This is a genomic window from Phycicoccus ginsengisoli (assembly GCF_054779295.1).
Genome location: NZ_BAAGYN010000001.1, coordinates 369,390 through 395,741, shown reverse-complemented (window position 1 = coordinate 395,741; position 26,352 = coordinate 369,390). Strand labels below are relative to the sequence as shown.

General features: G+C 72.8%; 18 protein-coding genes. 7 read left to right on the top strand and 11 right to left on the bottom strand.

Features of this window, described 5'->3' with window-relative positions; translation table 11 throughout:
- Positions 1-14: 14 nt before the first annotated feature.
- Positions 15-836 (top strand): LLM class flavin-dependent oxidoreductase, encoded by an 822-nt coding sequence (locus tag ACYVDO_RS01780; RefSeq protein WP_460932408.1) that lies wholly within the window; start codon positions 15-17, stop codon positions 834-836.
- A gap of 122 nt (positions 837-958) precedes the next feature.
- On the opposite strand, the gene glgP is transcribed toward ACYVDO_RS01780, so the two are convergent.
- The gene (gene glgP, locus ACYVDO_RS01775) at positions 959-3,553 is read right to left on the bottom strand and encodes an alpha-glucan family phosphorylase (RefSeq protein WP_460932407.1); all 2,595 of its coding nucleotides are present in this window, start codon (positions 3,551-3,553) and stop codon (positions 959-961) included.
- A gap of 118 nt (positions 3,554-3,671) precedes the next feature.
- On the opposite strand from glgP, the gene ACYVDO_RS01770 reads away from it, so the two are divergent.
- Genes ACYVDO_RS01770 through pgm form a run of 5 tightly spaced genes read left to right on the top strand, consistent with a single transcriptional unit; the run spans position 3,672 to position 12,993 of the window.
- The gene (locus tag ACYVDO_RS01770; RefSeq protein ID WP_460932405.1) at positions 3,672-5,813 is read left to right on the top strand and encodes an alpha-1,4-glucan--maltose-1-phosphate maltosyltransferase; all 2,142 of its coding nucleotides are present in this window, start codon (positions 3,672-3,674) and stop codon (positions 5,811-5,813) included.
- On the top strand, positions 5,813-7,525 hold the full coding sequence (gene treS, locus ACYVDO_RS01765; RefSeq protein ID WP_460932403.1) for a maltose alpha-D-glucosyltransferase: 1,713 nt from the start codon (positions 5,813-5,815) through the stop codon (positions 7,523-7,525). Before ACYVDO_RS01770 ends, treS begins: the two co-directional genes overlap by 1 nt.
- Entirely contained in the window at positions 7,518-8,957 is a 1,440-nt protein-coding gene (locus tag ACYVDO_RS01760) for a maltokinase N-terminal cap-like domain-containing protein (RefSeq protein WP_460932401.1), read from the top strand. Before treS ends, ACYVDO_RS01760 begins: the two co-directional genes overlap by 8 nt.
- Positions 8,958-8,962: 5 nt before the next feature.
- Positions 8,963-11,353, top strand: a complete 2,391-nt coding sequence (gene glgB, locus ACYVDO_RS01755) for a 1,4-alpha-glucan branching protein GlgB (protein WP_460932669.1) — start codon at positions 8,963-8,965, stop codon at positions 11,351-11,353.
- Complete coding sequence (gene pgm, locus ACYVDO_RS01750; protein ID WP_460932399.1) at positions 11,350-12,993, top strand: phosphoglucomutase (alpha-D-glucose-1,6-bisphosphate-dependent); 1,644 nt, start codon at positions 11,350-11,352, stop codon at positions 12,991-12,993. Before glgB ends, pgm begins: the two co-directional genes overlap by 4 nt.
- Here the strand turns inward: pgm and ACYVDO_RS01745 are convergent.
- The 5 genes from ACYVDO_RS01745 to ACYVDO_RS01725 form a co-directional block, all read right to left on the bottom strand.
- Positions 12,906-13,499, bottom strand: a complete 594-nt coding sequence (locus ACYVDO_RS01745; protein ID WP_460932397.1) for a helix-turn-helix domain-containing protein — start codon at positions 13,497-13,499, stop codon at positions 12,906-12,908. The two genes, pgm and ACYVDO_RS01745, sit on opposite strands and share 88 nt — an antisense overlap.
- Positions 13,500-14,171: 672 nt before the next feature.
- Positions 14,172-15,494 (bottom strand): ATP-grasp domain-containing protein, encoded by a 1,323-nt coding sequence (locus ACYVDO_RS01740; protein WP_460932395.1) that lies wholly within the window; start codon positions 15,492-15,494, stop codon positions 14,172-14,174.
- Positions 15,495-15,585: 91 nt separating this feature from the next.
- A complete protein-coding gene (locus tag ACYVDO_RS01735; protein ID WP_460932393.1) occupies positions 15,586-16,560 on the bottom strand; it encodes a tetratricopeptide repeat protein in 975 nt (324 codons plus the stop codon).
- Positions 16,561-16,647: 87 nt separating this feature from the next.
- Positions 16,648-17,631 (bottom strand): hypothetical protein, encoded by a 984-nt coding sequence (locus ACYVDO_RS01730; protein ID WP_460932391.1) that lies wholly within the window; start codon positions 17,629-17,631, stop codon positions 16,648-16,650.
- Entirely contained in the window at positions 17,628-18,287 is a 660-nt protein-coding gene (locus ACYVDO_RS01725; protein WP_460932389.1) for a hypothetical protein, read from the bottom strand. Before ACYVDO_RS01725 ends, ACYVDO_RS01730 begins: the two co-directional genes overlap by 4 nt.
- A 150-nt stretch (positions 18,288-18,437) precedes the next feature.
- Between ACYVDO_RS01725 and ACYVDO_RS01720 the strand changes: the two genes are divergently transcribed.
- Entirely contained in the window at positions 18,438-19,085 is a 648-nt protein-coding gene (locus tag ACYVDO_RS01720; protein ID WP_460932387.1) for a TetR/AcrR family transcriptional regulator, read from the top strand.
- A gap of 37 nt (positions 19,086-19,122) precedes the next feature.
- Here the strand turns inward: ACYVDO_RS01720 and ACYVDO_RS01715 are convergent, their stop codons facing one another.
- From ACYVDO_RS01715 to ACYVDO_RS01695, 5 genes are all read right to left on the bottom strand, one after another.
- Positions 19,123-20,880 carry an acyl-CoA mutase large subunit family protein gene (locus tag ACYVDO_RS01715; RefSeq protein WP_460932385.1) on the bottom strand — a complete coding sequence of 586 codons (1,758 nt, stop codon included), beginning with the start codon at positions 20,878-20,880 and terminating at the stop codon, positions 19,123-19,125.
- A gap of 172 nt (positions 20,881-21,052) precedes the next feature.
- On the bottom strand, positions 21,053-21,568 hold the full coding sequence (locus tag ACYVDO_RS01710) for a MarR family winged helix-turn-helix transcriptional regulator (protein ID WP_460932383.1): 516 nt from the start codon (positions 21,566-21,568) through the stop codon (positions 21,053-21,055).
- Positions 21,569-21,589: 21 nt separating this feature from the next.
- Positions 21,590-22,288, bottom strand: coding sequence for an ABC transporter ATP-binding protein (locus ACYVDO_RS01705; protein ID WP_460932381.1), 699 nt, complete (start codon positions 22,286-22,288; stop codon positions 21,590-21,592).
- Entirely contained in the window at positions 22,281-23,168 is an 888-nt protein-coding gene (locus tag ACYVDO_RS01700; RefSeq protein WP_460932379.1) for an ABC transporter ATP-binding protein, read from the bottom strand. The genes ACYVDO_RS01705 and ACYVDO_RS01700 overlap by 8 nt, the downstream gene beginning before the upstream one ends.
- Positions 23,165-26,284, bottom strand: coding sequence for an FtsX-like permease family protein (locus ACYVDO_RS01695; RefSeq protein WP_460932377.1), 3,120 nt, complete (start codon positions 26,282-26,284; stop codon positions 23,165-23,167). Before ACYVDO_RS01695 ends, ACYVDO_RS01700 begins: the two co-directional genes overlap by 4 nt.
- Positions 26,285-26,352 lie beyond the last annotated feature (68 nt).

The following is a 26,352-nucleotide window of genomic DNA, read 5'->3' as shown; positions in this document are numbered from 1 at the left end:
GAAGGAGCCGTCCCATGGTGAGCAGCACCGCCGCGTTCCGCATCGGCCTCGTCGCCCTGCCCCGCTCCGGTCCCGCGTGGACCGAGCTCGCGCGCCGGGTCGAGGACCTCGGCTTCGACAGCCTGCTCGTGCCCGACAACCTCGACGCCACGGGCGCCGTGGTCGCCTGCGCCGCCGCGGCGTCGGTGACCAGGACGCTCACCGTCGGGCCGTACGTGCTCGCCACCCCGCTGCGCACGCCCGGTCTCGTGGCGGCCGACGGGGCCTCGCTCCACGCGCTCGCCGAGGGCCGGGTCGAGCTGGGCCTCGGCGCCGGCCGGCCCGACTCCGAGCGCGAGGCGGTGCAGCTCGGCCTGCCCTTCGGCTCACCGGGTGACCGGGTGCGCCACCTCGAGCGCACCATCGCCGCCGTCCGCGAGCGCACGCCGGGCCTGCGCGTGACGGTGGCCGCCGCGGGTCCACGCATGCTCGCCCTCGCCGGACGTACGGCGGACGTGGTGGCCCTGGGCGCGTCCCCGTTCGCGACCGCGGCCGAGCTCGCGGCGATGGCGGCGACCGTCCTCGACGCCGCGGCCGAGCGCGCCGGTGACGTCACCCTCAACGTCAACCTGGTCACCGTGGGCGAGGAGGTGCCGCCCTGGCTCGAGCAGCGGATGGGCGTGACCCTGGACCGCCTGCGCGACGCGGGCGCGGAGAGCTACCTGAGCGGCTCGCCGCAGGAGATGGCGCAGACCCTGCTGCGGCGACGTGAGACCACCGGGGTCTCCTACGTCTGCGCGGGGGCCGAGCACGCGGACGCGCTCGCCCCCGTGGTGGCGCTGCTGCGCGGCCGGTGACGGGCCGGAGCCGCGGGACGTCCCCTGGACCCGCGGCCCGGCTCACCCGGCCCGGCCCGGACAGCGGTGTGCCGCGTGCGCAGGGCGCGCACGCGGCATACCGACGGGGTGGGTGACGAGGGTCAGGCGTTGACGACGAGCCCCAGCTCGCTCGTGCTCGCCAGCCCGGCGTGCTGGGGCAGGATCCGCACGGTGTAGCCGAACGATCCGGTGCGCGCCAGCGCGAAGTCGCCGGCGAACTGGTGCCGGCCGCCCTCGTAGGACTCGACGAAGTCCAGCGACTTGACCTCGACGTCCTTGAGCTCGTCGCTGTCGCGGGCGGTGCCGTGCACCACCTGGACGTCGACGTCCTGCGGGTCGAGCCCGTCGAGCGAGACGTAGGCCCGCACGTGCAGGGTCTCCCCGATCTGCGGGCTGTCGCCGACCCCGGAGGACTCGACGTGGTCGACCCGGACGTTCGGCCACGCGGCCACGACCCTGGCCTTGTAGGCCGCGAGCTCCCGGGCACCGGCGAAGGTCTCGCCGTTGAGCGCCCAGCCCGCCCGCGCCGCGGGGCCGTAGAGCTGGGTGGTGTAGTCGCGCACCATTCGGCTCGCCAGCACCTTCGGGCTGAGGGTCTGCAGGGTGTGGACCATCATGCCCAGCCAGTTCTGCGGCAGGCCGTCCGTGTCGCGGTCGTAGAACCGGGGGGCGACGGTCGTCTCGATGAGGTCGTAGAGGGCGGCGGCCTCGATGTCGTCGCGCCGGTGCACGTCCTCGACGCCGTCGGCGGTCGGGATGGCCCAGCCGTTCTCGCCGTCGTACCACTCGTCCCACCAGCCGTCGAGGATGGACAGGTTGAGCCCGCCGTTGAGGGCGGCCTTCATGCCCGACGTGCCGCACGCCTCGAACGGGCGCAGCGGGTTGTTCAGCCAGACGTCGCAGCCCGGGTAGAGGTACTGCGCCATGGCGATGTCGTAGTTGGGCAGGAAGACGATCCGGTGCCGGATCTGCGGGTCGTCGGCGAACTGCACCATCTGCTGGATGAGCTGCTTGCCGGTCTCGTCGGCCGGGTGGGACTTGCCGGCGATGACGAGCTGGATCGGGCGCTCCGGGTCGAGCAGGAGCCGCTTGAGCCGCTCGGGGTCGCGCAGCATGAGGGTGAGCCGCTTGTAGGTCGGCACGCGACGGGCGAAGCCGATGGTCAGCACGTCCGGGTCGAGGACGTCGTCGACCCAGCCGAGCTCGGCGGGGCTGGCGCCGCGCTTCTTCCACGAGGACCGGGTGCGCCGGCGGGCCTCCTGGACGAGCTGGGCGCGCATCTCGCGCTTGGTCTCCCAGATCGCCTGGCGGGGGACGTCGGCGATGCGGTCCCAGGCGTGGTCGCGCTCGATGTCGGTCGTGCCGAGGTGCTTGGCGGCGAGCTCGTAGACGCGACGGTCGACCCAGGTCGGGGCGTGGACACCGTTGGTGACGCTGGTGATCGGCACCTCGTCGTCGTCGAAGCCCGGCCACAGCCCGTCGAACATCTCGCGGCTGACGACACCGTGCAGCTGGGACACGCCGTTGGCCCGCTGGCCCAGGCGCAGGCCCATGACGGCCATGTTGAAGATGCCCGCCTGGCCACCGGGGTAGTCCTCGGCGCCGAGCGCGAGCAGCCGGTCGATCGGCACGCCGGCCACGGCGTTGTCGCCGCCGAAGTGCAGCTCGATGAGGTCGGCGCCGAACCGGTCGATCCCCGCCGGGACCGGGGTGTGCGTGGTGAACACCGTGGCGGCCCGGACGGCCTCGAGCGCCTCCTCGAAGCTGAGCCCGGCCCGCTGGGTGAGCTCGTGGATCCGCTCGACGCCGAGGAACCCGGCGTGGCCCTCGTTGGTGTGGTAGACGTCCGGCGCCGGCGCGCCGGTGAGCCGGGACCACAGGCGCAGCGCACGCACGCCGCCGATGCCCAGCAGCATCTCCTGCTGCAGGCGCTGCTCGCCGCCACCGCCGTAGAGGCGGTTGGTGATGTCGCGGGCGGCCTCGTCGTTCTCCGGCACGTCCGAGTCGAGCAGGAGCAGCGGAACGCGGCCGACCTGCGCCTTCCAGACGTGCGCGTGCAGCTCGCGGCCGCCGGGCAGCGCGAGGGTGATGACGCAGGGCGTGCCGTCCTCCTCGCGCAGCAGGCTCAGCGGGAGGCCGTCGGGGTCCAGGACCGGGTAGGTCTCCTGCTGCCAGCCGTCACGGTTGAGGCTCTGCTTGAAGTAGCCCGTCTTGTAGAACAGGCCGACGCCGACGATCGGGACGCCGAGGTCGGAGGCCGTCTTGAGGTGGTCGCCGGCCAGGATGCCGAGGCCGCCGGAGTACTGCGGCAGCACCTCGGTGATGCCGAACTCGGGGCTGAAGTAGCCGATCGCCTGGGGTGCGCGGCGACCCTGCTCGTCCGGCTCCTGGCCCTCGGCCCACGCCTGGTACCAGCGGGGCTCGGTGAGGTACTCGTCGAGGTCGGCCTTGGCGGCGGCGACGGCCGCGACGAAGTCGGGGTTGCCGGCGAGGTCGGCGAGCTCCCGGGGGGACAGGGCCGACAGGAGGCGCACGGGGTCGTGGCGGACCTTGGCCCACCGGTCGGCGTCGATGCGCTGGAACAGGTCCCGGGTCGGGGGGTGCCACGACCACCTCAGGTTGCTCGCGAGGTCGCCGAGCGCTGCAATGGGCTCGGGCAGGACGGTACGGACGCTGAAGCGTCGGATGGCCTTCACGAGGGGCCATCCTAAGCCCTCCCCCCACCCTCGTTGTCGTGTTCTTGCAGAACTTTCAGCGGTTTTCAGCCACACGGCCCCTGGCCTGCGCAAAGGCGTCCGGCGACCATGCGCTGACATGTGCCCGCGGGGCGAACCGAGTAGCGTCGGGCGTGTGACTGCGACCCCCCGAGCAACCACACCCCCGACCGTGCGGACGTCCCGCGCCGGAGCCGGCTCGACGAGCCCGGCGACGCGGTCCGCCGCGCCCCGCTCCACCCCTCCGCAGGTCCCGGTCGGGCGCATCCCCGTCCAGGACGTGCGGCCGTGCGTCGACCACGGCGACCGGCCGGCGGTCAGTGTCGTGGGCGAGGCGTTCACCGTGCGGGCCACGGTCTTCCGCGAGGGCCACGACGCCGTCAACGCCTCCGTCGTGCTCACCTCCCCCGCGGGGGTCGAGACGGTCGCGCCCATGACGCTGACCAACCCGGGCCTCAACAGCTGGGAGGCCGTGGTGGCCCCCGCCGAGCTGGGGCTGTGGTCCTACCGCGTGGAGGGCTGGTCGGACCCCTACGCCACCTGGGACCACGACGCCTCGATCAAGGTGGCGGCCGACATCGACTCCGAGCTCATGCTCGAGGAGGGCGCGCGGGTCCTCGAGCGCGCCCTGGCGGAGGTCGAGCGCCCGGCGGCAGCCCTCACCCTGCTCCAGGACGCCGTCACGGCCCTGCGCGACACCCGTCGCCCGCCCCAGGCGCGGCTCCAGGCCGGTACCGCCCCCGCGGTGCGCACCGAGCTGCACGACCGGCCGCTGCGCGACGTCGTGAGCCCGTCGGCCGACCTGCCCCTGCTCGTCGAGCGCGAGCGGGCGCTGTACGGCGCCTGGTACGAGATCTTCCCGCGCTCCGAGGGCGCGGTGCAGGACCCCGAGACCGGCACCTGGACCTCCGGCACGCTGCGCACGGCGGCCGAGCGCCTGCCGGCGATCGCCGACATGGGCTTCGACGTCGTCTACCTCACGCCCATCCACCCGATCGGCACGACGGCGCGCAAGGGGCCCAACAACACCCTCGGCGCCGGCCCCGACGACCCCGGCAGCCCGTATGCCATCGGCTCCCCCGACGGCGGCCACGACGCGATCCACCCCGACCTGGGCACCTTCGAGGACTTCGACGCGTTCGTCGCCCGCGCCGAGGAGCTCGGGCTGGAGGTGGCGCTGGACATCGCGCTGCAGTGCTCCCCCGACCACCCGTACGTCACCAGCCACCCCGAGTGGTTCACCACCCGCGCCGACGGCACGATCGCGTACGCCGAGAACCCCCCGAAGAAGTACCAGGACATCTACCCGCTCAACTTCGACAACGACCCTGCGGGGTCGTACGCCGAGGTGCGGCGCGTCATCCAGGTGTGGATCGACCACGGGGTCAAGATCTTCCGCGTCGACAACCCGCACACCAAGCCGGTCGAGTTCTGGCAGTGGCTGATCCAGGACGTCGCGCGCGACCACCCCGACGTCATCTGGCTGGCCGAGGCGTTCACCAAGCCGGCGATGATGCACACGCTCGGCAAGGTCGGCTTCCAGCAGTCGTACACCTACTACGCGTGGCGCAACCAGAAGTGGGAGCTCGAGGAGTACGTGCGTGAGCTCGCCGGCGACGCCGCGGCGTACATGCGTCCGTCGTTCTGGCCGACGACGCACGACATCCTCACGCCCTACATGCAGTTCGGCGGCCCGGCGGCGTGGAAGCTGAGGGCGGCGCTGGCGGCCACCCTCGTGCCGACCTACGGCATCTACGCGGGGTACGAGCTCATCGAGCATGTCGCCCGGCCCGGCGCCGAGGAGCAGATCGACAACGAGAAGTACCAGTACAAGGACCGGCAGTGGCACCGCTACGAGCCGGGCGGTGACAGGGAGGGCCAGTCGCTCGCGGGCTACCTGACCCGGCTCAACGAGATCCGCCGCGCGCACCCCGCCCTGCACTGGCTGCGCAACATCACCTTCCACCACGTCGACGACGAGAACGTCATGGCGTTCTCCAAGCGGCGCGTCCTGCCCGACGGCACCGAGGACGTCGTCGTGGTCGTCGCCAACCTCGACCCCCACAGCACCAGGGAGTCCATGGTCCACCTCGACATGCCCGCGCTCGGCCTCGGCTGGCAGGACACGGTCGCGGCACACGACCTCGTCACCGACCAGTCCTGGCAGTGGGGGGAGAACGTCTACGTCAGACTCGGCCCGGAGACCGAGCCCGTGCACGTCGTCGAGATCCGGAGGTTCTGATGCAGGGTCTCAACCTCAACCAGCCCGGGCTCAAGCACGACCCGGAATGGTTCAAGACCGCTGTCTTCTACGAGGTGCTGGTCCGCGGTTTCGGTGACTCCAACGGGTCCGGCGCCGGCGACTTCACCGGCCTGCTCGGGCGGTTGGACTACCTCCAGTGGCTCGGCGTCGACTGCCTCTGGCTGCCGCCGTTCTACGCCTCCCCGTTGCGCGACGGCGGCTACGACATCGCCGACTACACCGCGGTCCTGCCCGAGTTCGGCACGCTGCCCGACTTCCAGGAGCTGGTGTCGCAGGCCCACGCCCGCGGCATCCGGATCATCACCGACTTCGTCATGAACCACACCAGCGACCAGCACCCGTGGTTCCAGGCCTCGCGCTCGGACCCCGAGGGCCCGTTCGGCGACTTCTACGTGTGGTCCGACACCGACGAGAAGTACGCCGACGCGCGCATCATCTTCATCGACACCGAGGTGTCGAACTGGACGTTCGACCCGGTGCGCCGGCAGTTCTTCTGGCACCGCTTCTTCTCCCACCAGCCCGACCTCAACTTCGAGAACCCCGCCGTCCACGAGGCGATGTTCGACGTCGTGCGGTTCTGGATGGACATGGGCATCGACGGCTTCCGGCTCGACGCGGTCCCCTACCTCTACGAGGAGGAGGGCCACAACGGCGAGAACCACCCCAGGACGCACCAGTTCCTCGCCAAGCTGCGCAGGATGGTCGACGAGGAGTACCCCGGGCGGATCCTGCTCGCGGAGGCCAACCAGCCGCCGGCCGACGTGGTCGACTACTTCGGCACCGAGGCGGAGCCGGAGTGCCAGATGTGCTTCCACTTCCCGGTGATGCCGATGCTCTACTACTCGCTGCGCGAGGAGAAGGCCGCGCCGATCATCGACGTGCTCGCCGACACCCCGCCCATCCCGCCGGGCGGTCAGTGGGGCACGTTCCTGCGCAACCACGACGAGCTCACACTCGAGATGGTCACGCCCGAGCAGCGCGCCGCGATGTACGGCTGGTACGCCCCCGACCCGCGCATGCGCGCCAACGTCGGCATCCGGCGGCGCCTCGCGCCGCTGCTCGACAACAGCCGGGCCGAGATCGAGCTGATCCACGCGCTGCTGCTGTCGCTGCCGGGCTCGCCGTGCCTCTACTACGGCGACGAGATCGGCATGGGCGACAACATCTGGCTCAACGACCGCGACTCGGTCCGCACCCCGATGCAGTGGACGCCTGACCGCAACGCCGGCTTCTCCACGACCGACCCGGGCAAGCTGTACCTGCCGGTCATCTCCTCGCTCGTCTACCACTACAACAACGTCAACGTCGAAGCCCAGATGGCGCACAGCTCCTCGCTGCTGCACTGGGTCAAGGCCATGCTCGAGATCCGCCGCCACCACCCGGTCTTCGGGCGTGGCGAGTTCGAGGTTTGCCCCAGCGACAACGAGGGTGTCCTGTCCTACCTGCGGGTGGAGTGGGCCGGCGAGGGCGACGCCCAGGACACCGAGGCGGTGCTCTGCGTCAACAACCTCACGAGCCGGCCGCAGGCGACGACCATCAAGGTGCCCGGCGAGTTCAAGGGGGCGCAGACGACCGACCTGTTCGGTGGCCTGGGCTTCCCGAAGGTGTCCGACGACGGGACCATCACCCTGACCCTGGGGTCGCGCGACTTCTTCTGGCTGCGTCTGGACCCGGCGGCAGCCCGTGGCTGAGATCCACACCTCGGCCTCGCTGTCGCCCACCAAGCTCGAGCTGCTCACCGGCTGGATGGGCCGGCAGCGCTGGTATGCCGCGAAGGGCGCCACCCCGCGCCTGCGCAAGCTCTGGTCGTGGCGCCTCGACGACCCGACCGGCCAGGTCGGCATCGAGACCCTGCTCGTCGTCGACGAGGCCGGCCCGGTGCCCGTGCTCTACCAGGTGCCGTTGACCTACCGCGCGGCGCCGCTCGAGGGTGGGCAGGCTGCCCTGGTGGGCACCACCGAGCACAGCGTGCTGGGCCGGCGCTGGGTCTACGACGGCCCGCACGACCCCGTCTACGCCGCCCAGCTGCTCGAGCTCGCCCTCGGCCGGGCCGTGCCGCAGGCGGGATCGCAGTCCGACACGGTCGAGCCCGACGTGGTCGGCGAGCGGCACCGCTCGTGGACCCGGGAGGTGACCCTGCGGTCGTCACGGGTGCTGTCCGGCGAGCAGTCCAACACCTCCGTCGTGTTCGAGTGCGTCGACGCCGACGGGGCACCGAAGCCGTTGATCTGCAAGGTCTTCCGGATGCTCCACGACGGCGAGAACCCCGACGTCACCGTCCAGGGGGCACTCTCCGAGGGCGGGTCGCGGCGGGTGCCCGGCATGGTCGGCGCCGTGTCGGCCCGGTGGCCGTCCCCGGTCGAGGGAGCCCCGCCCGCGCAGGGCCACCTGGCCTTCGCCCAGGAGTTCTTCCCGGGCACCGAGGACGCCTGGCGCGTGGCCCTGCGCGCGGTCGGCGCCAGGGAGGACTTCAGCGGGCCGGGCCGCGAGCTCGGCGCCGCGACGGCCGAGGTGCACGACCTGCTCACGCGGGTCCTGCCGACCGTCCCGGTCACGGAGGTGGCCATCGCCGAGGTCGTCGCCGGCATGCGCGGGCGCTACGTCGCCGCAGCGTCGGAGGTGCCGGCCCTGGCGGCGTTCGAGCACCGCATCGCCACGGTCTTCGACCGCGCGGTCAACGCCCCGTGGCCGCGGCTGCAGCGGATCCACGGCGACTACCACCTCGGGCAGGTGCTCCAGGTGGCCGACCGCGGCTGGGTCCTGCTCGACTTCGAGGGCGAGCCGCTGCGGCCGCTGGCCGAGCGCAGCCGCCCCGAGCTGGCGATCAGGGACGTGGCCGGCATGCTGCGCTCGTTCGACTACGCCGCCGGCTCGTGGGAGCAGTCCCACCCGGGGCAGAGCGCGCGCGACTGGGCGGCCGCCGCCCAGGGTGCCTTCCTCGACGGGTACGCCGCGGCGGCGGGCAGCGACCCGCGCGACACCCCGGCACTGCTCATCGCTTTCCAGCTCGACAAGGCCCTCTACGAGGTGGTGTACGAGGCGCGCAACCGCCCACCGTGGCTGACCATCCCGACCGCTGCAGTGGCCCGACTGCTCGACGACGCACGAAGGGACCTGGCATGAGCCCCATGTTCGGCAAGGACAAGAAGGACCCGAAGAACCCCGACGACCCCGGCACGGCGGCAGCGACACCGGCCCCACAGGCACCGGCCGAACCGGCGGGGACGGCCGCGTCCGGCACGGTCACGGAGCCACCGCTGCGCCGTGAGCCCGAGCCGGTGCCCGTGCCGGCGACCCCCGAGGAGGCCATCCGCGCGTTCATCGACGGGCGGCACCAGCAGCCGCACGACCTGCTCGGGCACCACCTCGAGCCCGAGGGGCTCGTCGTCCGGGCCTTCCGGCCGTTCGCGGCCTCGGTCGTGGTCCGGTTCGCCGACGGCGAGCAGGTCGCCATGGAGCACGAGTCCGACGGGGTGTGGCGCGGGCTGCGGCCCGGCGCCACCCAGACCCAGGACTACCGGCTGCTGGTCACCTACGGCGACGGCGTCGAGCACGTCCAGGACGACCCGTACCGGTTCGCCCCGACGCTGGGCGAGCTCGACCGGTACCTCATCGGCGAGGGCCGGCACGAGGAGCTGTGGACCGTCCTCGGTGCGCACGTCCGCGAGTACGGCGGACCGATGGGCACCGTGGTCGGCACGTCGTTCGCCGTCTGGGCCCCCCGGGCCCAGGCCGTGCACGTCGTCGGTGACTTCAACGGCTGGGACAACCGGAGCCACCCGATGCGGCTGCTCGGCGACTCGGGCGTGTGGGAGCTGTTCGTCCCCGGGGTCGGGGAGGGCACGCTGTACAAGTTCCTCGTGCGCGGGGCGGACGGCCGCGTCCGGGAGAAGGCCGACCCCATGGCGCGCGCCACCGAGCTGCCGCCGGGCCGCGCCTCCCGCGTCGAGCGGGCCCGGCACGACTGGCAGGACGAGGCCTGGCTGCGCCACCGGTCCGAGAACGACGTGCACCGCGGGCCGATGAGCGTCTACGAGGTCCACCTCGGCTCGTGGCGCAAGGGACAGTCGTACCGCGACCTCGCCGAGCACCTCGTCAACTACACGCGGGACCTCGGCTTCACCCACGTCGAGTTCATGCCCGTCATGGAGCACCCCTACCCGCCGTCGTGGGGCTACCACGTCACGAGCTACTACGCCCCCAGCGCGCGGTTCGGGTCGCCGGACGACTTCCGCTACCTGGTGGACCGGCTGCACCAGGCCGGGATCGGCGTCATCCTCGACTGGGTGCCGGGCCACTTCGCCACGGACCCGTGGGCGTTGGGGCAGTTCGACGGGCTGCCGCTGTACGAGCACCCGGACCCCCGCCGTGGGTGGCACCCCGAGTGGGGCTCGTACATCTTCGACTTCGGGCGGCAGCAGGTGCGCAACTTCCTCGTCGCGAACGCCGTGTACTGGTTCGAGGAGTTCCACGTCGACGGCCTGCGCGTCGACGGCGTCGCCTCGATGCTCTACCTCGACTACGCGCGCCGCGACGGGGAGTGGCTCCCGAACGTCCACGGCGGCCGGGAGAACCTCGAGGCGGTGGGCCTGCTCCAGGAGGCCAACGCCACGGCATACAAGCGGGTGCCCGGGATCGTCATGATCGCCGAGGAGTCCACGTCCTGGCCGGGGGTCACCAAGCCCACCAGCGCCGGCGGCCTCGGCTTCGGCCTCAAGTGGAACATGGGGTGGATGAACGACTCCCTCCGGTACCTCAAGGAGGACCCGGTCCACCGGCAGTACCACCACAACCTGCTGACCTTCTCGCTCATGTACGCCTACAGCGAGAACTACCTGCTGCCGATCAGCCACGACGAGGTCGTCCACGGCAAGGGATCGCTGCTGCGCAAGGTCCCGGGCAGCCGCTACGACCAGCTCGCGACGGTGCGTGCCTACCTCGCCTACATCTGGAGCCACCCGGGCAAGCAGCTGATCTTCATGGGGAGCGAGTTCGCCCAGGAGGCCGAGTGGGCCGACGGGCGTGAGCTCGACTGGTGGCTGCTGGACCACGCGGCGCACTACCGGGTGCACAACCTGGTCAAGGAGCTCAACACCGTGTACCGGGCGAACCCCGCGCTGTGGGCGCTCGACTCGGACTCGGCCGGCTTCGAGTGGCTCAACGCCAACGACAACGCCGGGAACACCTACAGCTACCTGCGGTTCGGGACCCCCGACCGGCAGGGCGACGTGCTGGCGGTGGCCGTGAACTTCGGCGGCGTCTCCCGCGACCCGCTGCGCCTGGGCGTGCCCCGGGCCGGACGGTGGAGGGTGGTGCTGGACACGAGCGGCTTCGACGAGTTCGGCACGGCCAGCCAGGCCGGCGTCGAGCTGGAGGCGCAGGAGGTGCCGGCCGACGGCCAGCCGTACTCCGTGGAGGTGACCGTGGCCAAGCTCTCCGCCGTCTACCTCGCCCCGGTCGAGACGTCCCGGCCGGCCGCGACGTCCGCGTCCCCGGCCCGCGCGGAGGTGTGGTCGTGAGCGACCCGCGTGCCGGCCAGCCGGCCGAGCCCTCCGACCTCGTCGACGTCCCCCACCTCGTCACCGCCTACTACACGCTGCAGCCCGACCCGCAGGACGTCGACCAGCAGGTCGCGTTCGGGACGTCCGGCCACCGGGGGTCGAGCCTGCGGACGGCGTTCAACGAGGCGCACATCCTCGCGACCACGCAGGCGATCTGCGACTATCGCCGCGCCCAGGGCTACGACGGGCCGCTCTTCATCGGACGCGACACGCACGGGCTGTCGGAGCCGGCGTGGGCCTCGGCCCTCGAGGTCCTCGTCGCCAACGACGTCACGGTGCTGGTCGACGACCGCGACGGGTACACGCCCACCCCCGCCGTCTCGCACGCCATCATCCGCGCCAACGACGGCCGGACCACCGGCAGCGGCCTGGCCGACGGCATCGTCGTGACGCCCTCGCACAACCCACCCAGCGACGGCGGGTTCAAGTACAACCCGCCGCACGGGGGCCCGGCGGACTCGGACGCGACCAAGGTCATCGCGGCCCGGGCCAACGAGCTCATCGCCGGGGGCCTGGCCGAGGTCAGGCGCGTGCCGTTCAGCCGGGCTCGGGCGTCGGTGCAGGGCTACGACTTCCTGGGCACGTACGTCGACGACCTTCCCCATGTCGTCGACGTCGCCCGGATCCGGGACGCCGGCGTGCGCATCGGCGCCGACCCCCTGGGCGGCGCGTCGGTCGCCTACTGGGGTGAGATCGCCGACCGGCACGGCCTCGACCTCACGGTGGTGAACCCGCTCGTGGACCCGACCTGGCGGTTCATGACGCTGGACTGGGACGGCAAGATCCGGATGGACTGCTCCTCCCCCTCGGCGATGGCGTCGCTCATCGCGCGCAAGGACGAGTACGACCTCGCCACCGGGAACGACGCGGACTCCGACCGCCACGGGATCGTGACCCCCGACGCCGGCCTGATGAACCCGAACCACTTCCTCGCCGTGGCGATCGAGTACCTCTTCGGAGGGGCGCGCCCCGGCTGGCCCGCAGGTGCCGCGATCGGCAAGACGCTGGTCTCGAGCTCGATGATCGACCGCGTGGCGGCGGACGTCGGTGGCCGGCTCGTCGAGGTCCCGGTCGGCTTCAAGTGGTTCGTGCCGGGCCTCATCGACGGCAGCTTCGGCTTCGGTGGCGAGGAGTCGGCCGGCGCGTCGTTCCTCCGCCGGGACGGTCGCGCGTGGACGACGGACAAGGACGGCATCCTGCTCGCGCTGCTCGCCTCGGAGGTGCTCGCGGCGACCGGACGGACGCCGAGCGAGCACTACCGCGAGCTGGTCGCCAAGCACGGCGACCCCGCCTACGCGCGCATCGACGCCCCTGCGAACCGTGAGCAGAAGGCCAAGCTCGCGGCCCTCTCCCCCGGCGACGTCGCCGCGGACAGCCTGGCCGGCGAGCCGATCACGGCAAAGCTGACGGAGGCGCCCGGCAACGGGGCGGCGATCGGCGGCCTCAAGGTGGTGACCGAGAGCGCCTGGTTTGCGGCTCGCCCGTCGGGCACCGAGGACGTCTACAAGATCTACGCGGAGTCGTTCCGCGGCCCCGAGCACCTGGCGCAGGTGCAGGCCGAGGCCCGCGAGGTGGTGGGCGCAGCCCTCGGCGGCTGAAGCGCGTCGTGTGGTGCCGGGTCGACTGCGGCCCGGCGCCCGGACCAGCGAGCCGGCGGGTTCGGCGCGCTGAGGGGGTGGTCGGCGTGCCGGCTCCACCAGTAGGTGGTGAGCTGGAAGGGCTCGACCCGTCGGTGTGCGGGGAACCGGCGACCGGCGAGGTCGCGGTATGCGTCGAGGTCCGTCACCACCGCGTCGCGCGGTCTCGTGCACTCGGCGCCCGCGGTTCCCGTGCGCTCGGTGCCGTCGGGTGACGCGCCCTCGCCGTCGTGGGGTTCACCCTCGGCGTCGTCGGGTCGCGCGCCCACACTGAGGGTGACGCCCAGCCCGGGCAGGGCGGCCAGCCACGCGTGGACCGCTGCAGGGAGGTCCGCGGCCTCGATCCTGCCCACCAGCGACTTGGACACCCCCGCCTCGCGCGCCAGCTCGCGCTGGGACAGCACGCGCCGTGCCCGCGTCAGTCGCACCTGTCGTGAGATCTCGGCCGCGAGGTCCTCCGGGTCCATGCGCCCACGGTGCCGCGCCTGCCCGCGGTCCGCGGCGACGGCCCGAGGAGTTGTGGACGCGGCGCTCGCGAGACCGGCGCCTGTGGACGCGGAGTCCGTCCCGCCGGGGCCGCATCCGGCCTGGTCGGTTCCGGCGCGAGGTCGCCGCACGCCCGCTCTGCGTTGCCCCGGTCCGTGGGGCAGCGCAGAGCGGAGACAGGCGCGGCGCGCACTATGCGTTGCCCCGGGTGGTGGGGCAACGCATAGTGCGCGCGCCTGCTGTGCCCCTGCACACCTTCGTGGTGTCCTTGGTCCGGCACGCCAGTGTCACGGGTGTCCGCCGCGCGAGTCGACGACAGCGGCGAATTCGGAGGGCTCCTCCGGAATTAAACGGAGGGGTGCTCCGTTGTAGGGGACATGACGACGCGCCAGAGCTCCCGACCCGTGACCCGTCCTTCCACCTTCCCGCCCTCCGGTGACCATGGCCCCAACCTCGCGACGCTCGACCAGCTGCGAGGACTGCGCCGCCCCCGTCTGATGACGCCGGAGGCGCGGCGCCACCAGGTGCCGCAGGAGTGCAGCGCCTGCTGAGCCACCGGCTCCAGCGGTTCCAGCGCGACGACGGCCCGGACACCACCACGGTGTCCGGGCCGTCACGCGTTCCCGCCAGGCGAGGACCACCGGCGACCACGGTCAGCCGTCAGCAGCCGGTGACACGGCCGGCGCGGGGCCGCCCACCACCGCCTCGTCGGCCCGGGACGCACCGGACCCGAGCCGCGAGCGCTCGTCGCCCACCCACAGGCGGGTGAGGCCGCCGAAGTGCCCCTCGAACCGCTCCCACTCGTGCGGCGGGTAGGTCTGCTGGATCGTGCTCGTCACCAGCGACCGGAACTCGTCCGAGTCGACCCACTCCAGCACCAGCTCGTCCACGTGCCCGAGCGAGGCGTCGCAGAACTCCCGGTACCGCTCGGTCTCGAAGTACTGGTCCGCGAGCCGCTGGTAGGCCGCGAGCTTGCCCTGGTAGGCCAGGTCCGGGTCGTCCGCCACCGCGAACCACGGGTCGGTGTCGACCTGGGTCCGCGCCCTGCGGTCCGTGGCCACGCAGAACACCGACCACTTGAGCAGCGCCTTCATCGCCCACGGGAAGTAGTAGTGCAGCGACGTGACGGCCACGTCGGGGCAGGCGTTCGCGTAGTCGATGGGGTAGACCACCCCGTCCTTGACGAGCATCTCGCACGAGTTGAACTCCCACCGGAAGAACGAGTTCACCGTCTGCGCGATGGTGATCGCCTCGCTGCCCACCGCCTCGGAGAGGAAGCCGTGCTCCACGGCATACCGCTCGTGCATGGGCTCGTCGGGGCGGAACTTCATCACCATCGTCTCCGGCCCGATGGTCAGCGCCCGCGCGAAGACCTCGAAGCCGTCGACCGCCTTCTGCAGGTGCATGAGCATCTCGCCGGAGTCGTTGTAGGCGGCGTGCAGGTCGTCTCGGTCCCTGATCATCGAGACACCGCGCCACGCCCCGCCGTCGAACGGCTTCATGAACATCGGGTACCCGAGCTCCTCGGCGATCTCGTCGAGGTCGAAGGACTTGTTGTACCGCGCCGACGTGTAGGCCCAGCGCACGTTGTCGATGGGGTTCTTGTACGGGACGAGCACCGTCTCCGGGACGTTCATCCCGAGCCGCAGCAGGGCGCAGTAGGCCGAGTGCTTCTCCATGGACTGGAACGTGAACGGGCTGTTGAGCAGGTACACGTCGTCCATGAGCGCGACCTTCTTGAGCCACTCGCGCGGGTGGTAGTACCAGTGCGCGAGCCGGTCGATGACCAGGTCGTGCCGCGGCTTGTCGCGCAGGTTGAACGGCTCGATGGTCACCCGCTCGGTGGCGATCCGGTGCTGCGCGCCGTCGGGTCCGGTCACGGGGCCCAGGCGCTGGACGAGGGACTCGAACGCGGCCGGCCAGTCGCCCTCGGCGCCGAGCAGCAGTCCGATGAGGTGGTCACGTGGGGTCGGCATGCGCCCCATGATCGCGGCTGACCGCTGATGCCGAAAGTGCAGCCCGGAGCCTTCCCTGCGCCGGGTGACCGCCCCGCGGAGCCCTTGAGCGTCAGAACAGGGCGGACATGAGGGCAGTGCGCGCCTTGCGCACCCGCTCGTCGTGCGAGCCGACGACCGCGAACAGCTCGAGCAGGTGGGCCCGCGCCGCCTCGCGCTCGTCCCCGCTCGTGGCGCGGACCAGGTCGATGAGCCGCAGGAAGGCGTCCTCGACGTGGCCGCCGAGGACGTCGAGGTCGGCCACGAGCGTCTGGGCGGCCACGTCCTGCGGGTGCTCGGCCGCTGCTGCGCGGGCGGTCTGCAGGTCGGCCCCCTGGGTCCGCTGCATGAGGCCGACCTGGGCGAGCCCGAGCTCGGCGTCCGCGTCGGCCGGGTCCTGCTTGAGGGCCGAGGCGTAGGCCGCCGCGGCAGCCTCCAGGTCGCCCCGCTCGATGGCGTCGTAGGCCTCCTGGTGCAGCGGGGGCAGCGGCGCCTCCTCACCGTCCTCATCGCCGGCCGAGACCGTGGCGACGTCCACCCGCCCGGCGACCCCGTGCTGGACCGCAAGGCCGAGGAACTCGTCGAGCACCTGGCGCAGCGTGGCTTCGGCCTGCACGCCGGCGAACATCGGCACCGGCTGGCCCTGGACCATCCCCATGGTCACGGGCACGCTCTGCACCTGGAACGCCCGCAGCAGCGTCGGGTTCGCCTCGACGTCGACCGACACGACCTGGAACCGGCCCTCGTACGAGCCGGCCACGGAGACGACGGTGTCGAGGTAGGCACGCGACTCCGGCAGCCGGGCCGCCCAGAGCACGAGCAGCAGGGGCACGCTGACGGAGGCGTTCGCGATCTCCTGGAAGTTCGCGTCGGTGCCCTCGACGACGACTCCGCTGCGGCCCGGCACACCGGGGGTCGAGGCCGCCGAGGAGGTGCCCGGCGCGGTCGGGGACGACGGGGAGGTCGGCGCGGCAGGGGCCGCTGCGCTCTGCAGACCCGACAGGTCCACCGCTCCTCGCACGCCCCCGGGGTTCGGCTGCTCAGTCATGGTGAGGATTCTTCCGCACCCGCCCGGGGACCGCCCAGCCACCCCGTCACCATGGCGGCGACGGGGCCGGGGGTGACGGGCCGGGGGTCAGGACCCCTTGGCCGAGGAGAGCACCTCGTCGACGGCGACCATGGTGGCCTTGCCCTCGGGCGGCACGGTGAAGACCACCATCTCGTACGTCTGCAGCTGGGCGCTCTTCGTCAGCGTCTTCTTGCCCACCAGCTTCTGGACGTCGGCGCTCGGCGTCAGCGACTTGCCCCCCTTGGCCAGGGTGATCGTGTCGGTGCGCTGCATCAGGCCGAACACCAGCGCTCCGCCGTCCCGGAGCCGGATCGCGACCGGGCCCGGCTGCGGCGCGTGCTTCTGGGTCAGCGTGGCGAGCTTGCCGAACGACTTCGCCTGCGCCGCCGCGTTGGCCCGCACGGCCAGGGCGAAGGGGTCGTCCGTGGCGACGTCGGCGGCGGGTGACGCGTTGGGGTAGGCGAGCGCCCCGGCATACTCCTGCAGCAGCTTGTCCGGCGCGACGGGCAGGCCCGCTCCGTCGGTCACGAGCGGCGAGCCGCTGCGCAGCGAGTCCAGGGCGGCGACCGTGGCGCCGGGGTGCATCCTGGCCGACGACTCGAGCTTGAACGGCGTCGTCGCGTCGGGCGAGGTGAGCAGGTTGAGCTCGGCGCCCCCGTCCTTCGCGGCGGTCTGCACGACCATCACCCGCGGCCAGGCGGTGCCGCGGGAGACCGCGAGCACCTTGGGCGGCGTGGTGCGGGTGAGTGGGGCGCCGGCCGCCGAGGAGCCGTCGTCGCTCGTCGCCGCGGCCTCGGCGACGGCGAGCGCGCTGCCGGTGAGGGCCTCCTTGCGCAGCGCCTTGGCCTCGGCGCCGCTGGCCCTCGAGGCCTCGTCGGCGCGGTCGAGGACCCGGGTGGCGATCTGCTCGGCCGTGTCGGGGGCCATGGGGGCGGTCGTGGTGACCTGCGCCGGCGCGTCGTGCAGGCCCACGACGGCCTCGGCGGTGCCGCAGCCGGCAAGGGCCAGCGCGAGGGTGGCCGCGGCCAGGATCTTTGGGGTGGTGGTCATGCCGTCACCTCCGTGGCGGGGTCGGGTGCAGGGGTGTCGGCCGCCGGAGCCGCGTGGTCGCGGCGGCGGCTGCCGAGCAGGCCCGCGACGCCGACGGCAGCGAGGATGAGGCCGACGAGCGTGACCAGCAGGCTCTGGGCGAACCAGGTGCCGCGGCTGACCGTCACCGTGACCGACGTGATGGTGCCGCCGGCCGGGCTGGTGACGACCAGCGCCTCGGGGGCGTCACCCTGGTCGACCTGGACGTGCGCACTCCCCGTGCCGGTCACGACCTGGCGCCACACGTCGGCCCCCGCGAGGTCCCCGGCGGGCGCGCCGCTGCCGGTCGTGGTGCGGTCGAGGGACCACGTCCGCACCGTGGCGCCGGTGATCGTGGTGTGCCGCGCGCCGCCGATGACGGCCCGCGCATCGGAGGGTGTGGTCCGCCCGATCCAGACCTGCCCGCCGTCCTTGGTGGTGGCGGTGACGTCCACGGGGTCGTCGACGCGGTTGAGGACACCGGGCTCGAGCACGACGACACCGGTACCGGGGGCCGCGCGGAAGGTCGCGCTGCCGGACGTGCCGAGGTGTGAGGTGAACCACGCCCCGAGCACGAGCAGCACGAGCCCGATTCCGGTCAGCACGGCCAGGACGGCGCGTTTGGCCAGGATCGACACAGTACGGATTCCTTACGTGGGCGGGCCGGCGCGGGAAGGGGGACCGCAGCCGGCAGTTCCGTCCACCATGACCCACCGCCCCCGGCGAGGACAAATCCTCGGGCCGTTCCCCGGACCGTCACCACCGGCATCAGTGGCATGATCGCCGAGGTGACCGGACCAACCCGACACGGACGGGCCAGGCGCCCCGGCCGGCCCCGCGAGGAGGCGACCGAGCAGGCCATCACCGCTGCCGCGCGCGAGGTCCTCGCCGCCAAGGGCGTGTCCCGGATGTCGATGGAGCTCGTCGCGGCCAAGGCGGGCGTGGCCAAGAGCACGCTCTACCGCCGCTGGCCGTCGAAGGTCGAGCTCGCCGTCCACGCCGTCGCCGTCCGCTTCGACGAGATCGAGGTCGGCGACCACGGCTCGCTCGCCGCCGACATGCGCGCCGGCATCGAGGAGGCGGCCCAGCTGCTGCGCGACCCCTCCACCGGTGGGGCGTATGCCGCGCTGCTGGCCGAGTCGGCCCGCGACCCGGAGGGGGTCGGCGTGCAGGTGCGCGAGTCGCTCTCCACGCGGCTGCACGCCGTGGTGGCGACCTCCGTCGAGCGGGCCATCCGGCGCGGGGAGATCCGTCCGGAGATGGTCGACGTCGACCTGCTCGCCGACGTCGTCGTCGGCTCGGTCATGCACCGCGCGCTCGTGACCGGTGTGCCCGATGCCGCCTTCGTCGACGCGCTCATCGAGCTGCTCGCCGACGTCGCGTGGGCCCGGCTGCACCGCGCCCAGAAGCAGGCGGCGGCTGCCGCGGCCGACTGAGGCACCCGGCATACCGCCGCCTCGGCGGCCTCGTGGCTCAGAAGCGGGCCGGCTCCCGGTAGACGCCCCACTCCTCGCGCAGCGCGTCGCAGATCTCGCCCAGGGTGGCCTCGGCGCGCACGGCGTCGAGCATCGCGGGGAGCATGTTCTCGGTGGTGCGGCTGACCTCGACCATGTGGGCGACCGCAGCAGTCACGGCTGCCTCGTCGCGGCCCGCCTTGCGTTCGGCGAGCACCGCGACCTGCTCGCGCTCGACCTCGTGGCTGACGCGCAGGATCTCCAGCTGGTGGCTGACGCTCCCGGTGTGGGTGTTGACACCGACGACCTTCTTGTCGCCCTTCTCGAGCGCGACCTGGTACTGGAACGCCGCCTCGGCGATCTCGGACATGAACCAGCCCTCCTCGATGCCGCGCAGGATCCCGCGCGTCATCGGCCACCGGGCGCCGTCGGCCTGGCCGGTGTTCTCGCGCATGACGGCGGCGAGCTGCTCGGTGTCCCTGGAGGTCAGGTCGCTGCCGCCGAGGCTGAGGATGCGGTCGAAGATCGCCTCGGCCTCGGCCTCGATCCGGTCGGTCAGCGCCTCGACGTACCAGCTGCCGCCGAGCGGGTCGGCGACGTTGACCACGCCGGTCTCGTCCATGATCACCTGCTGGGTGCGCAGGGCGATCTCGGCGGCCTGCTCGGTCGGCAGGGCGAGGGTCTCGTCGAGCGCATTGGTGTGCAGGCTGTTGGTGCCGCCGAGCACGGCCGCGAGCGCCTCGACGGCGGTGCGGACGACGTTGTTGTACGGCTGCTGGGCCGTCAGGGACACACCGGCCGTCTGCGTGTGGAACCGCAGCCACTGCGCCTTGTCGGTCTTCGCGCCGTAGACGTCGCGCATCCACCGGGCCCAGATGCGGCGGGCGGCCCGGAACTTGGCGATCTCCTCGAAGAAGTCGACGTGGCTGTCGAAGAAGAACGACAGGCCGGGCGCGAAGGTCTCGATGTCGAGGCCGCGGGACAGGCCCAGCTCGACGTAGCCGAATCCGTCGGCGAGGGTGAACGCGAGCTCCTGCGCGGCCGTGGAGCCGGCCTCGCGGATGTGGTAGCCGGACACCGACAGCGGCTTGTAGGCCGGGATCTTCTCGGCGCAGTACTCCATCAGGTCGCCGATCAGGCGCAGGTGCGGCTCGGGCGCGAAGAGCCACTCCTTCTGGGCGATGTACTCCTTGAAGATGTCGGTCTGCAGCGTGCCGTTGAGGACGCCGGGGTCGACGCCCTGGCGCTCGGCGGCGACGAGGTACATGCAGAAGACGGGCACGGCCGGGCCGCTGATCGTCATCGAGGTGGTGATGTCCTCGAGCGGCAGCTCGTGGAACAGGACCTCCATGTCGGCGGCCGAGTCGATGGCGACCCCGCAGTGGCCGACCTCGCCGAGGCTCATCGGGTCGTCGGAGTCGCGGCCCATGAGCGTGGGCATGTCGAACGCCACCGAGAGGCCGCCGCCACCCCCCTCGAGGATCATCTTGTAGCGCTCGTTGGTCTGCACAGCGTTGCCGAAGCCGGCGAACTGCCGGATCGTCCACGTGCGGCCGCGGTAGCCGGTCGGGTACAGGCCGCGGGTGAAGGGGAACTCACCCGGCCACCCGATCGACTCCGGCACCTCGCTGCCGTCGGCCGGGCCGTAGACCGGGTCGACCTGCATCCCGGACAGCGTCGTGAAGTCGGCGTCGCGCACCTGGCCCTTGGCCTGCGCGGCGTCGTAGCGGGCCTGCCAGCGGTCGGCCCCGGACTGCTCGGGAGTGGTCTGCGTCATACCGCGCAATTTACTAGGACGTCCTAGTAATCGCCAACACGGCCCGTCCCGGCCCCTCCTGCCCCTCACCCGCCCCCGGCAAAACAACGGTTGCTCGACGACCCGCGGGACAGCTACCCGTGGTTTGCCGCGCAACCGTTGTTTTGCAGAGGGGGTATGCCGGGGGGCTGGGTCAGGCGTCGAAGTCGGCCGCGCCGACGCGGACCTTGCGCAGCAGCTCGAAGAGCTGCTCGTGCTCGGCCGCGGTGAGCATGCCGAGGCCGAACCGCATCCCGACGAGGTCGGCCGTCGCCGCCTCCATGGCGTCGCGCCCGGCCGGGGTGATCACGGCGAGCGTGCCACGGCCGTCGTCCGGGTTCGGCACCCGCTCGACGAAGCCCTGCGCGTGCAGGCGCTGCACGATGTTCGTGGCGCTCGTGGGGTGGACCATGAGCCGCTGGCCGATCTTGCTCATGCCGAGCCGGCCGTCGCGGCTGAACGCGAGCAGCACGAGCGCCTCGTAGCGAGCGAAGCTGAGGCCGTGCCTGGCGCAGACGGCGTCGTAGTCGGTGATGAGCAGCTGCTGCACCCGCATGATCGAGGTCGCGCTGGCCATCGCCACCGGCTGGGACGACCGCCCCCAGCGCCGGGTCCACAGCTGCGCCGCCCGGGTGATCGGGTCGAAGGGCAGGCGGATGGGCTTGGGCACGGTGGAAGGCTAGTGCGCGGGTCAGCGCGGCAGGCGGACCGTCTCACAGCGTCCGTCGTCGAGTCGCAGCTCGCCGTCGGCCTGCTGTGCCGCCTCGGGGTCGTGGGTGGCCATGACGACGATCGCGCCACGGTCCGCCTCGGCGCGCAGGAGCCCCAGAACGCGCTCGCGGTTGTCGTGGTCGAGCTCGCTGGTCGGCTCGTCGGCGAGCAGCACCCGTCCGCGCAGGGCCAGGCCGCGCGCGACCGCCACCCGTTGCTGCTGGCCGCCGCTCAGCTCCTCGGCGAGGTGGCTGCCCGACTCCTCGAGCCCGACCGCCGCGAGCGCGGCCTCGGCCCGGTGCCGTGCCTCCCGGGCAGCCAGTCCCTTGGCGAGCAGCGGCAGCTCGACGTTCTCGCGCGCCGACAGCAGCAGGGCCAGCGCGCTGCCCTGCGGGATGACCTCGATCCCGAGCCGTGCCGCCCCCGCCCGGTCCGCGACCGCGTCCCCGCCCAGCACGACGCCTCCCTCGAAGCCCACCGCGCCGGCGATCGCCCAGAGCAGGGAGGACTTCCCCGCCCCGGAGTGCCCGGTCACCGCAAGGAACTCGCCCGAGTAGGCCTCGAACGTCGCCGTGTCGACGGCCACGGTCGACCCGTAGCGCACGGTGACCCCGGACAGCGCGAGCGGTGGCACCTCGACGCGCTCGTCCAGGCCGGAACCGGTCAGCAGCTCAGCCATGCCGGCCTCGCCCGCCCTCGGGCACCAGGGTCCACGTCCCGTCCTCGGTGCGGTGCACCCGCACCAGCGCGCCGGGCGGGAACGCGGCGACCGCGGCGGGCGGCAACGGCAGCGAGCCGTCGGCGGCCACGACGGCATACTCCTCACCGGCCCGGCCCTCCCCGCCCACCCGGCCGTCGCGGATCGTCACCGTGCGCGGCAGCCGGGCGGCGACCTCGGGGTCGTGGGTGACGACCACGATGGTCGTGCCCCACTCGCGGTTGACCCGGTGCAGGGCGTCGAGCACGACGTCGCGCGAGGTGTGGTGCAGCTGGCTCGTGGGTTCGTCGCCGAGCAGCAGGCCCGGCCGGCTCGCCAGGGCGACCGCGAGCGCGGCCAGCTGCAGCTGGCCGGGGGGCAGGGAAGGCAGCGGCGCGGTGCCGGCAGGGTCGAGGCCGACGAGCTCGAGCACCTCGCCCACCGCCGGGACCTCGCGGCCCGCCTTGACGGCCGACCGCTGGGCGAACTCGACGTTCTGCCGGGCGGTGAGGTAGGGCAGCAGGTTCCGCGCCGCCCCCTGGAGCACGAGGCCGACCTCGGCGGCCCGGAAGGCGTCGAGCTCCACCTCGGACATCGTCGACAGCTCGTGCTCGCCGACGAGGACCCGCCCGGCGCTGGGCCGCATGAGGCCGCCGAACAGGGTCAGGAGCGTCGACTTGCCCGCCCCCGATGGCCCGAGCAGCCCGACGACCTCACCGGGGTGCACGACCAGGTCGACGCCCGACAGGGCGGCGACGTCGTGCCCCTCGGCGCGGTAGATGTGGACCAGGCCGCGGGTCGAGACCTGCAGCCCGCGCCGGGCCGAGGTCTCCATGGCCGGGTCGGTGGCCGTCGCCGTCACAGGCTGTCCCTCACTCTCTGCAGCGTGATCCGCCGCCCGGCGCCTCGTCCCGCGAGCCAGCCCACCACCACGAGCACCAGCGCACCACCGACGGCGCTGGCGAGGACCGGGCCGAGCGCCGGCGCCAGCTGCAGGGGTGGCACCGGCGTCCCGTCGTCGTCGAACAACGGGAGCAGGGGCATGGCGAGCACCGAGCTCAGCGCCCCGCACACCAGGCCCACCAGCGACCCGACCGCGACGAGGACGACCTGCTCGCGCACCAGGGCCCGCCGCAGCACGGGCAGCGGCAGCCCGGACATGTGCAGGGCGGCCATGTCGCGGGCGACCGTGCGCCAGCCGGTGACGGTCATGACGATGACGACCAGCGCGGCGAGCAGGATGCCCATCGCGCCGGTGAACACCGCGAGCCGCAGGCCCTGCGCGGAGGCTGCCTGGTCGAGGCGCTGCTTGGCCTCGGTGTAGCGGTGGGTGCCGATGACGGCGACGCCCTGCGCGCCCAGCGCCGTGGTGACCGCTCGTGCGTCGGCGGGGTCTCGCAGCCACACCGCCAGCGTCCCGGTGTCGGCGAGCTGACCACCGAGCCGGGCGAGCGTCTCGTAGTCGACGAGCACTCCCTTGGCGCCGAGCAGCGGCAGCGTGTCGACCCTCTGGGTCGAGGCCACGCGGATCGGGGCCCCGTTGAGGCCCGCCGCGTCGAAGGACTCGGCCGTGCCGCCGGGCGGCACGTCGCCTGCGAGCAGGCCGGGGACGACGGGCGGCACGTCGGCGTAGGTGATCCCCACGGAGAAGCCGCTGTTGATCAGGTCCAGGACGAGCGCGTCCGGGCCGCCCGTGCGCAGCTCCATGCGGTCGGGGGTGTTGTCGGAGGGCGGGACGAAGGCGTTCCACCGCGAGGGGTCGCCGAGCCGGAGCGAACGGCCGTCGAGGCCGAGCCCGGAGATGGTGAGAGTCCCCTGCACCTGCGACGCCAGCGGGTCGGTCTTGCGGAACTCGAGGCCGTCGAGCCGGCAGCCGTCCGGGCAGAGCAGGGGCGCGTCGAGCCGCGCCGATCCCTTGCCCGACAGGGGCACCTGGGCGATGACCCGGGTGAGGCGCTCGCCGGTGGCCGTGGTGACCGAGACGCGCAGCTCCGACGGCTCACCGAGCGGCTTCACCGTCACCGGTGGCCTCGGAGCGCCCGACTGGCCGGTGGGTGGTTCCACCGTCTGGCCGGCCGGCGTCTGCAGGTCCCACGAGATCCGGCCGGTCACTCGATCGCCTCGCAGCTGCACGGTCGGGACGTCGGGGGGTGCGAGGGCGCCGGTGCGATAGGGGGTGCCCGGTGGTGCGAAGGCGACGGGGTCGAGCGACCGGGAGACGACCGCCAGGGTGGCCGTGGAGCCCGCGTCCACCCTGCGGATGACGGCGACGGGCGTCGCCCGCTGCCCGGTGGGGTCGGCCTTGCGCACGGCGGCCAGCAGGGTGGCCGGGTTGCGGCTGTCGGTGACCAGGGTCATGGGCGCCCCGGCCTGCATCTCCGCGCGGGCCTGCCAGTTCCGGTCCCCCACGGCGACGGCGTTGGCGGCGAACACGGTGAGGGCCACGGCGACGCTGACAACCGTGACCACCTTGCGCGGGCCTGCCCGTCGCTCGAGCCCGAATGCCGTGAGGGCGTGCCCCACCCGACCGCGCTGCTGGTTGCGGCGTCCGGCGGCCCCCGCGACGGGGACGACGACCCGCGTCGCCACGAGCCCTGCAGCGAGCGCGATCAGGGTGGGGGTGAGCAGCGCCAGCGGGCCCTCGAGCGTGCCGGTCGCCAGCCCGATGACCCCGAAGACGGCCAGGGCGACGGCGAGGACGTCCACGACCCCGACGGCCCGCGACCGCTCGGGCGCCACTCGCCGCAGGAGCGAGGAGACGGTCAGCCGCTGGACCGGCCTGGCGGCGAGCCAGATCGCGACAGCGCAGGCCACCGCGGCGACCGCCAGCGCCGCGAACGCCTGCCAGGGCACCTCGAACGGCACCCCGTCGGGGAGCACGAACCACCGGGCCGCGCTCGTGAGGAGGAGGGCGAGGCCGAAGCCGAGTGGCAGTCCGAGCGCCGTGGTGAGCGCCAGCTCGCCCATGACCAGGCGGCCGGCGCCCTCGCGGCTGCGGCCCCGCAGCCGGGCGAGCGCCACCTCCGGCCGGCGCTGCTCGACCGCGGCCTGGGCCACCAGGAGCAGGATCGCGGCCGCCAGGAGGCCGAGCTGGGCCATGAGGAGCGGCACGATCACCCGCAGCCGGGACTGGCCGACCCGCAGGCCGTCGATGAGCTCCGGCAGCTGGGTCGTGACCAGGGCGCCGGGCACCCCGCCGGTCCGGGTCATGCGGTCGGCCAGGATCCGCTGCACCTCGTCGAGGTTGCCGAGCGTGAACAGCTCTCGGTTCAGGGGAAGGGTCAGGCTCACCTGGGCGGTCCGCCAGCGGGGGTCGAACGTCTCCTCGGTGGTCACGAAGTCGTCGACGGCCGGGATGAGGTCCTGCCCGATCGTGAGCAGCGTCCCGGACTTGCCGTCGAGCTGCTCGGTCATCCAGTAGTCGGCGTCGGGGACGACCTCGTACGCGCCCACGATCACGAGGTCGGCGAAGGCGGGGCCCTTCGCCGTGTCGGACCCTGGGATGGCCGGCTGCGGCGTGAACGCCTTCCCCACCGGCCACTTCCAGGTCGCGAGGTCCTTGGCCGACACGAGGACCTCGTCCGCGGCGGCGGGGCACCGGCCCACGGTGAGGCGCAGGTGCTCGCAGCTGCCGTCACGCGACAGGATCGTCACCGGCGAGGGCTTGAGCCCCTTGCGGGGGATGATGTCGAACGGCTGCGACACCTGCCCGATGCCGGCGGAGTAGAGCCGCCTCAGGCCCGGCTGGACGTTCCCCTCGAGGTCACGGCTGCCGAAGTCGGGGTTCGCCGGGTTGCGCCCGGCACGCACCGTGAGGGCCGTGTCGACGGCGGACGCGTCGCCGACGGCCTGCTTGAGCTGCGCCTGGCCCAGCGCCCGCTGGTACAGCGGGGCGACGACCGCACAGGTCGCGATGAGCGCCGACAGCAGGACGAGCACGAGCGCCTGTGCCCGGCGGTAGCGGATTGCCGCCCACATGCTGTCGTCGTCCTCCCCGGTGCCGAACGCCTTACCGGCCCGACCCTAGGGTGGCTTCCTGCGGCGTG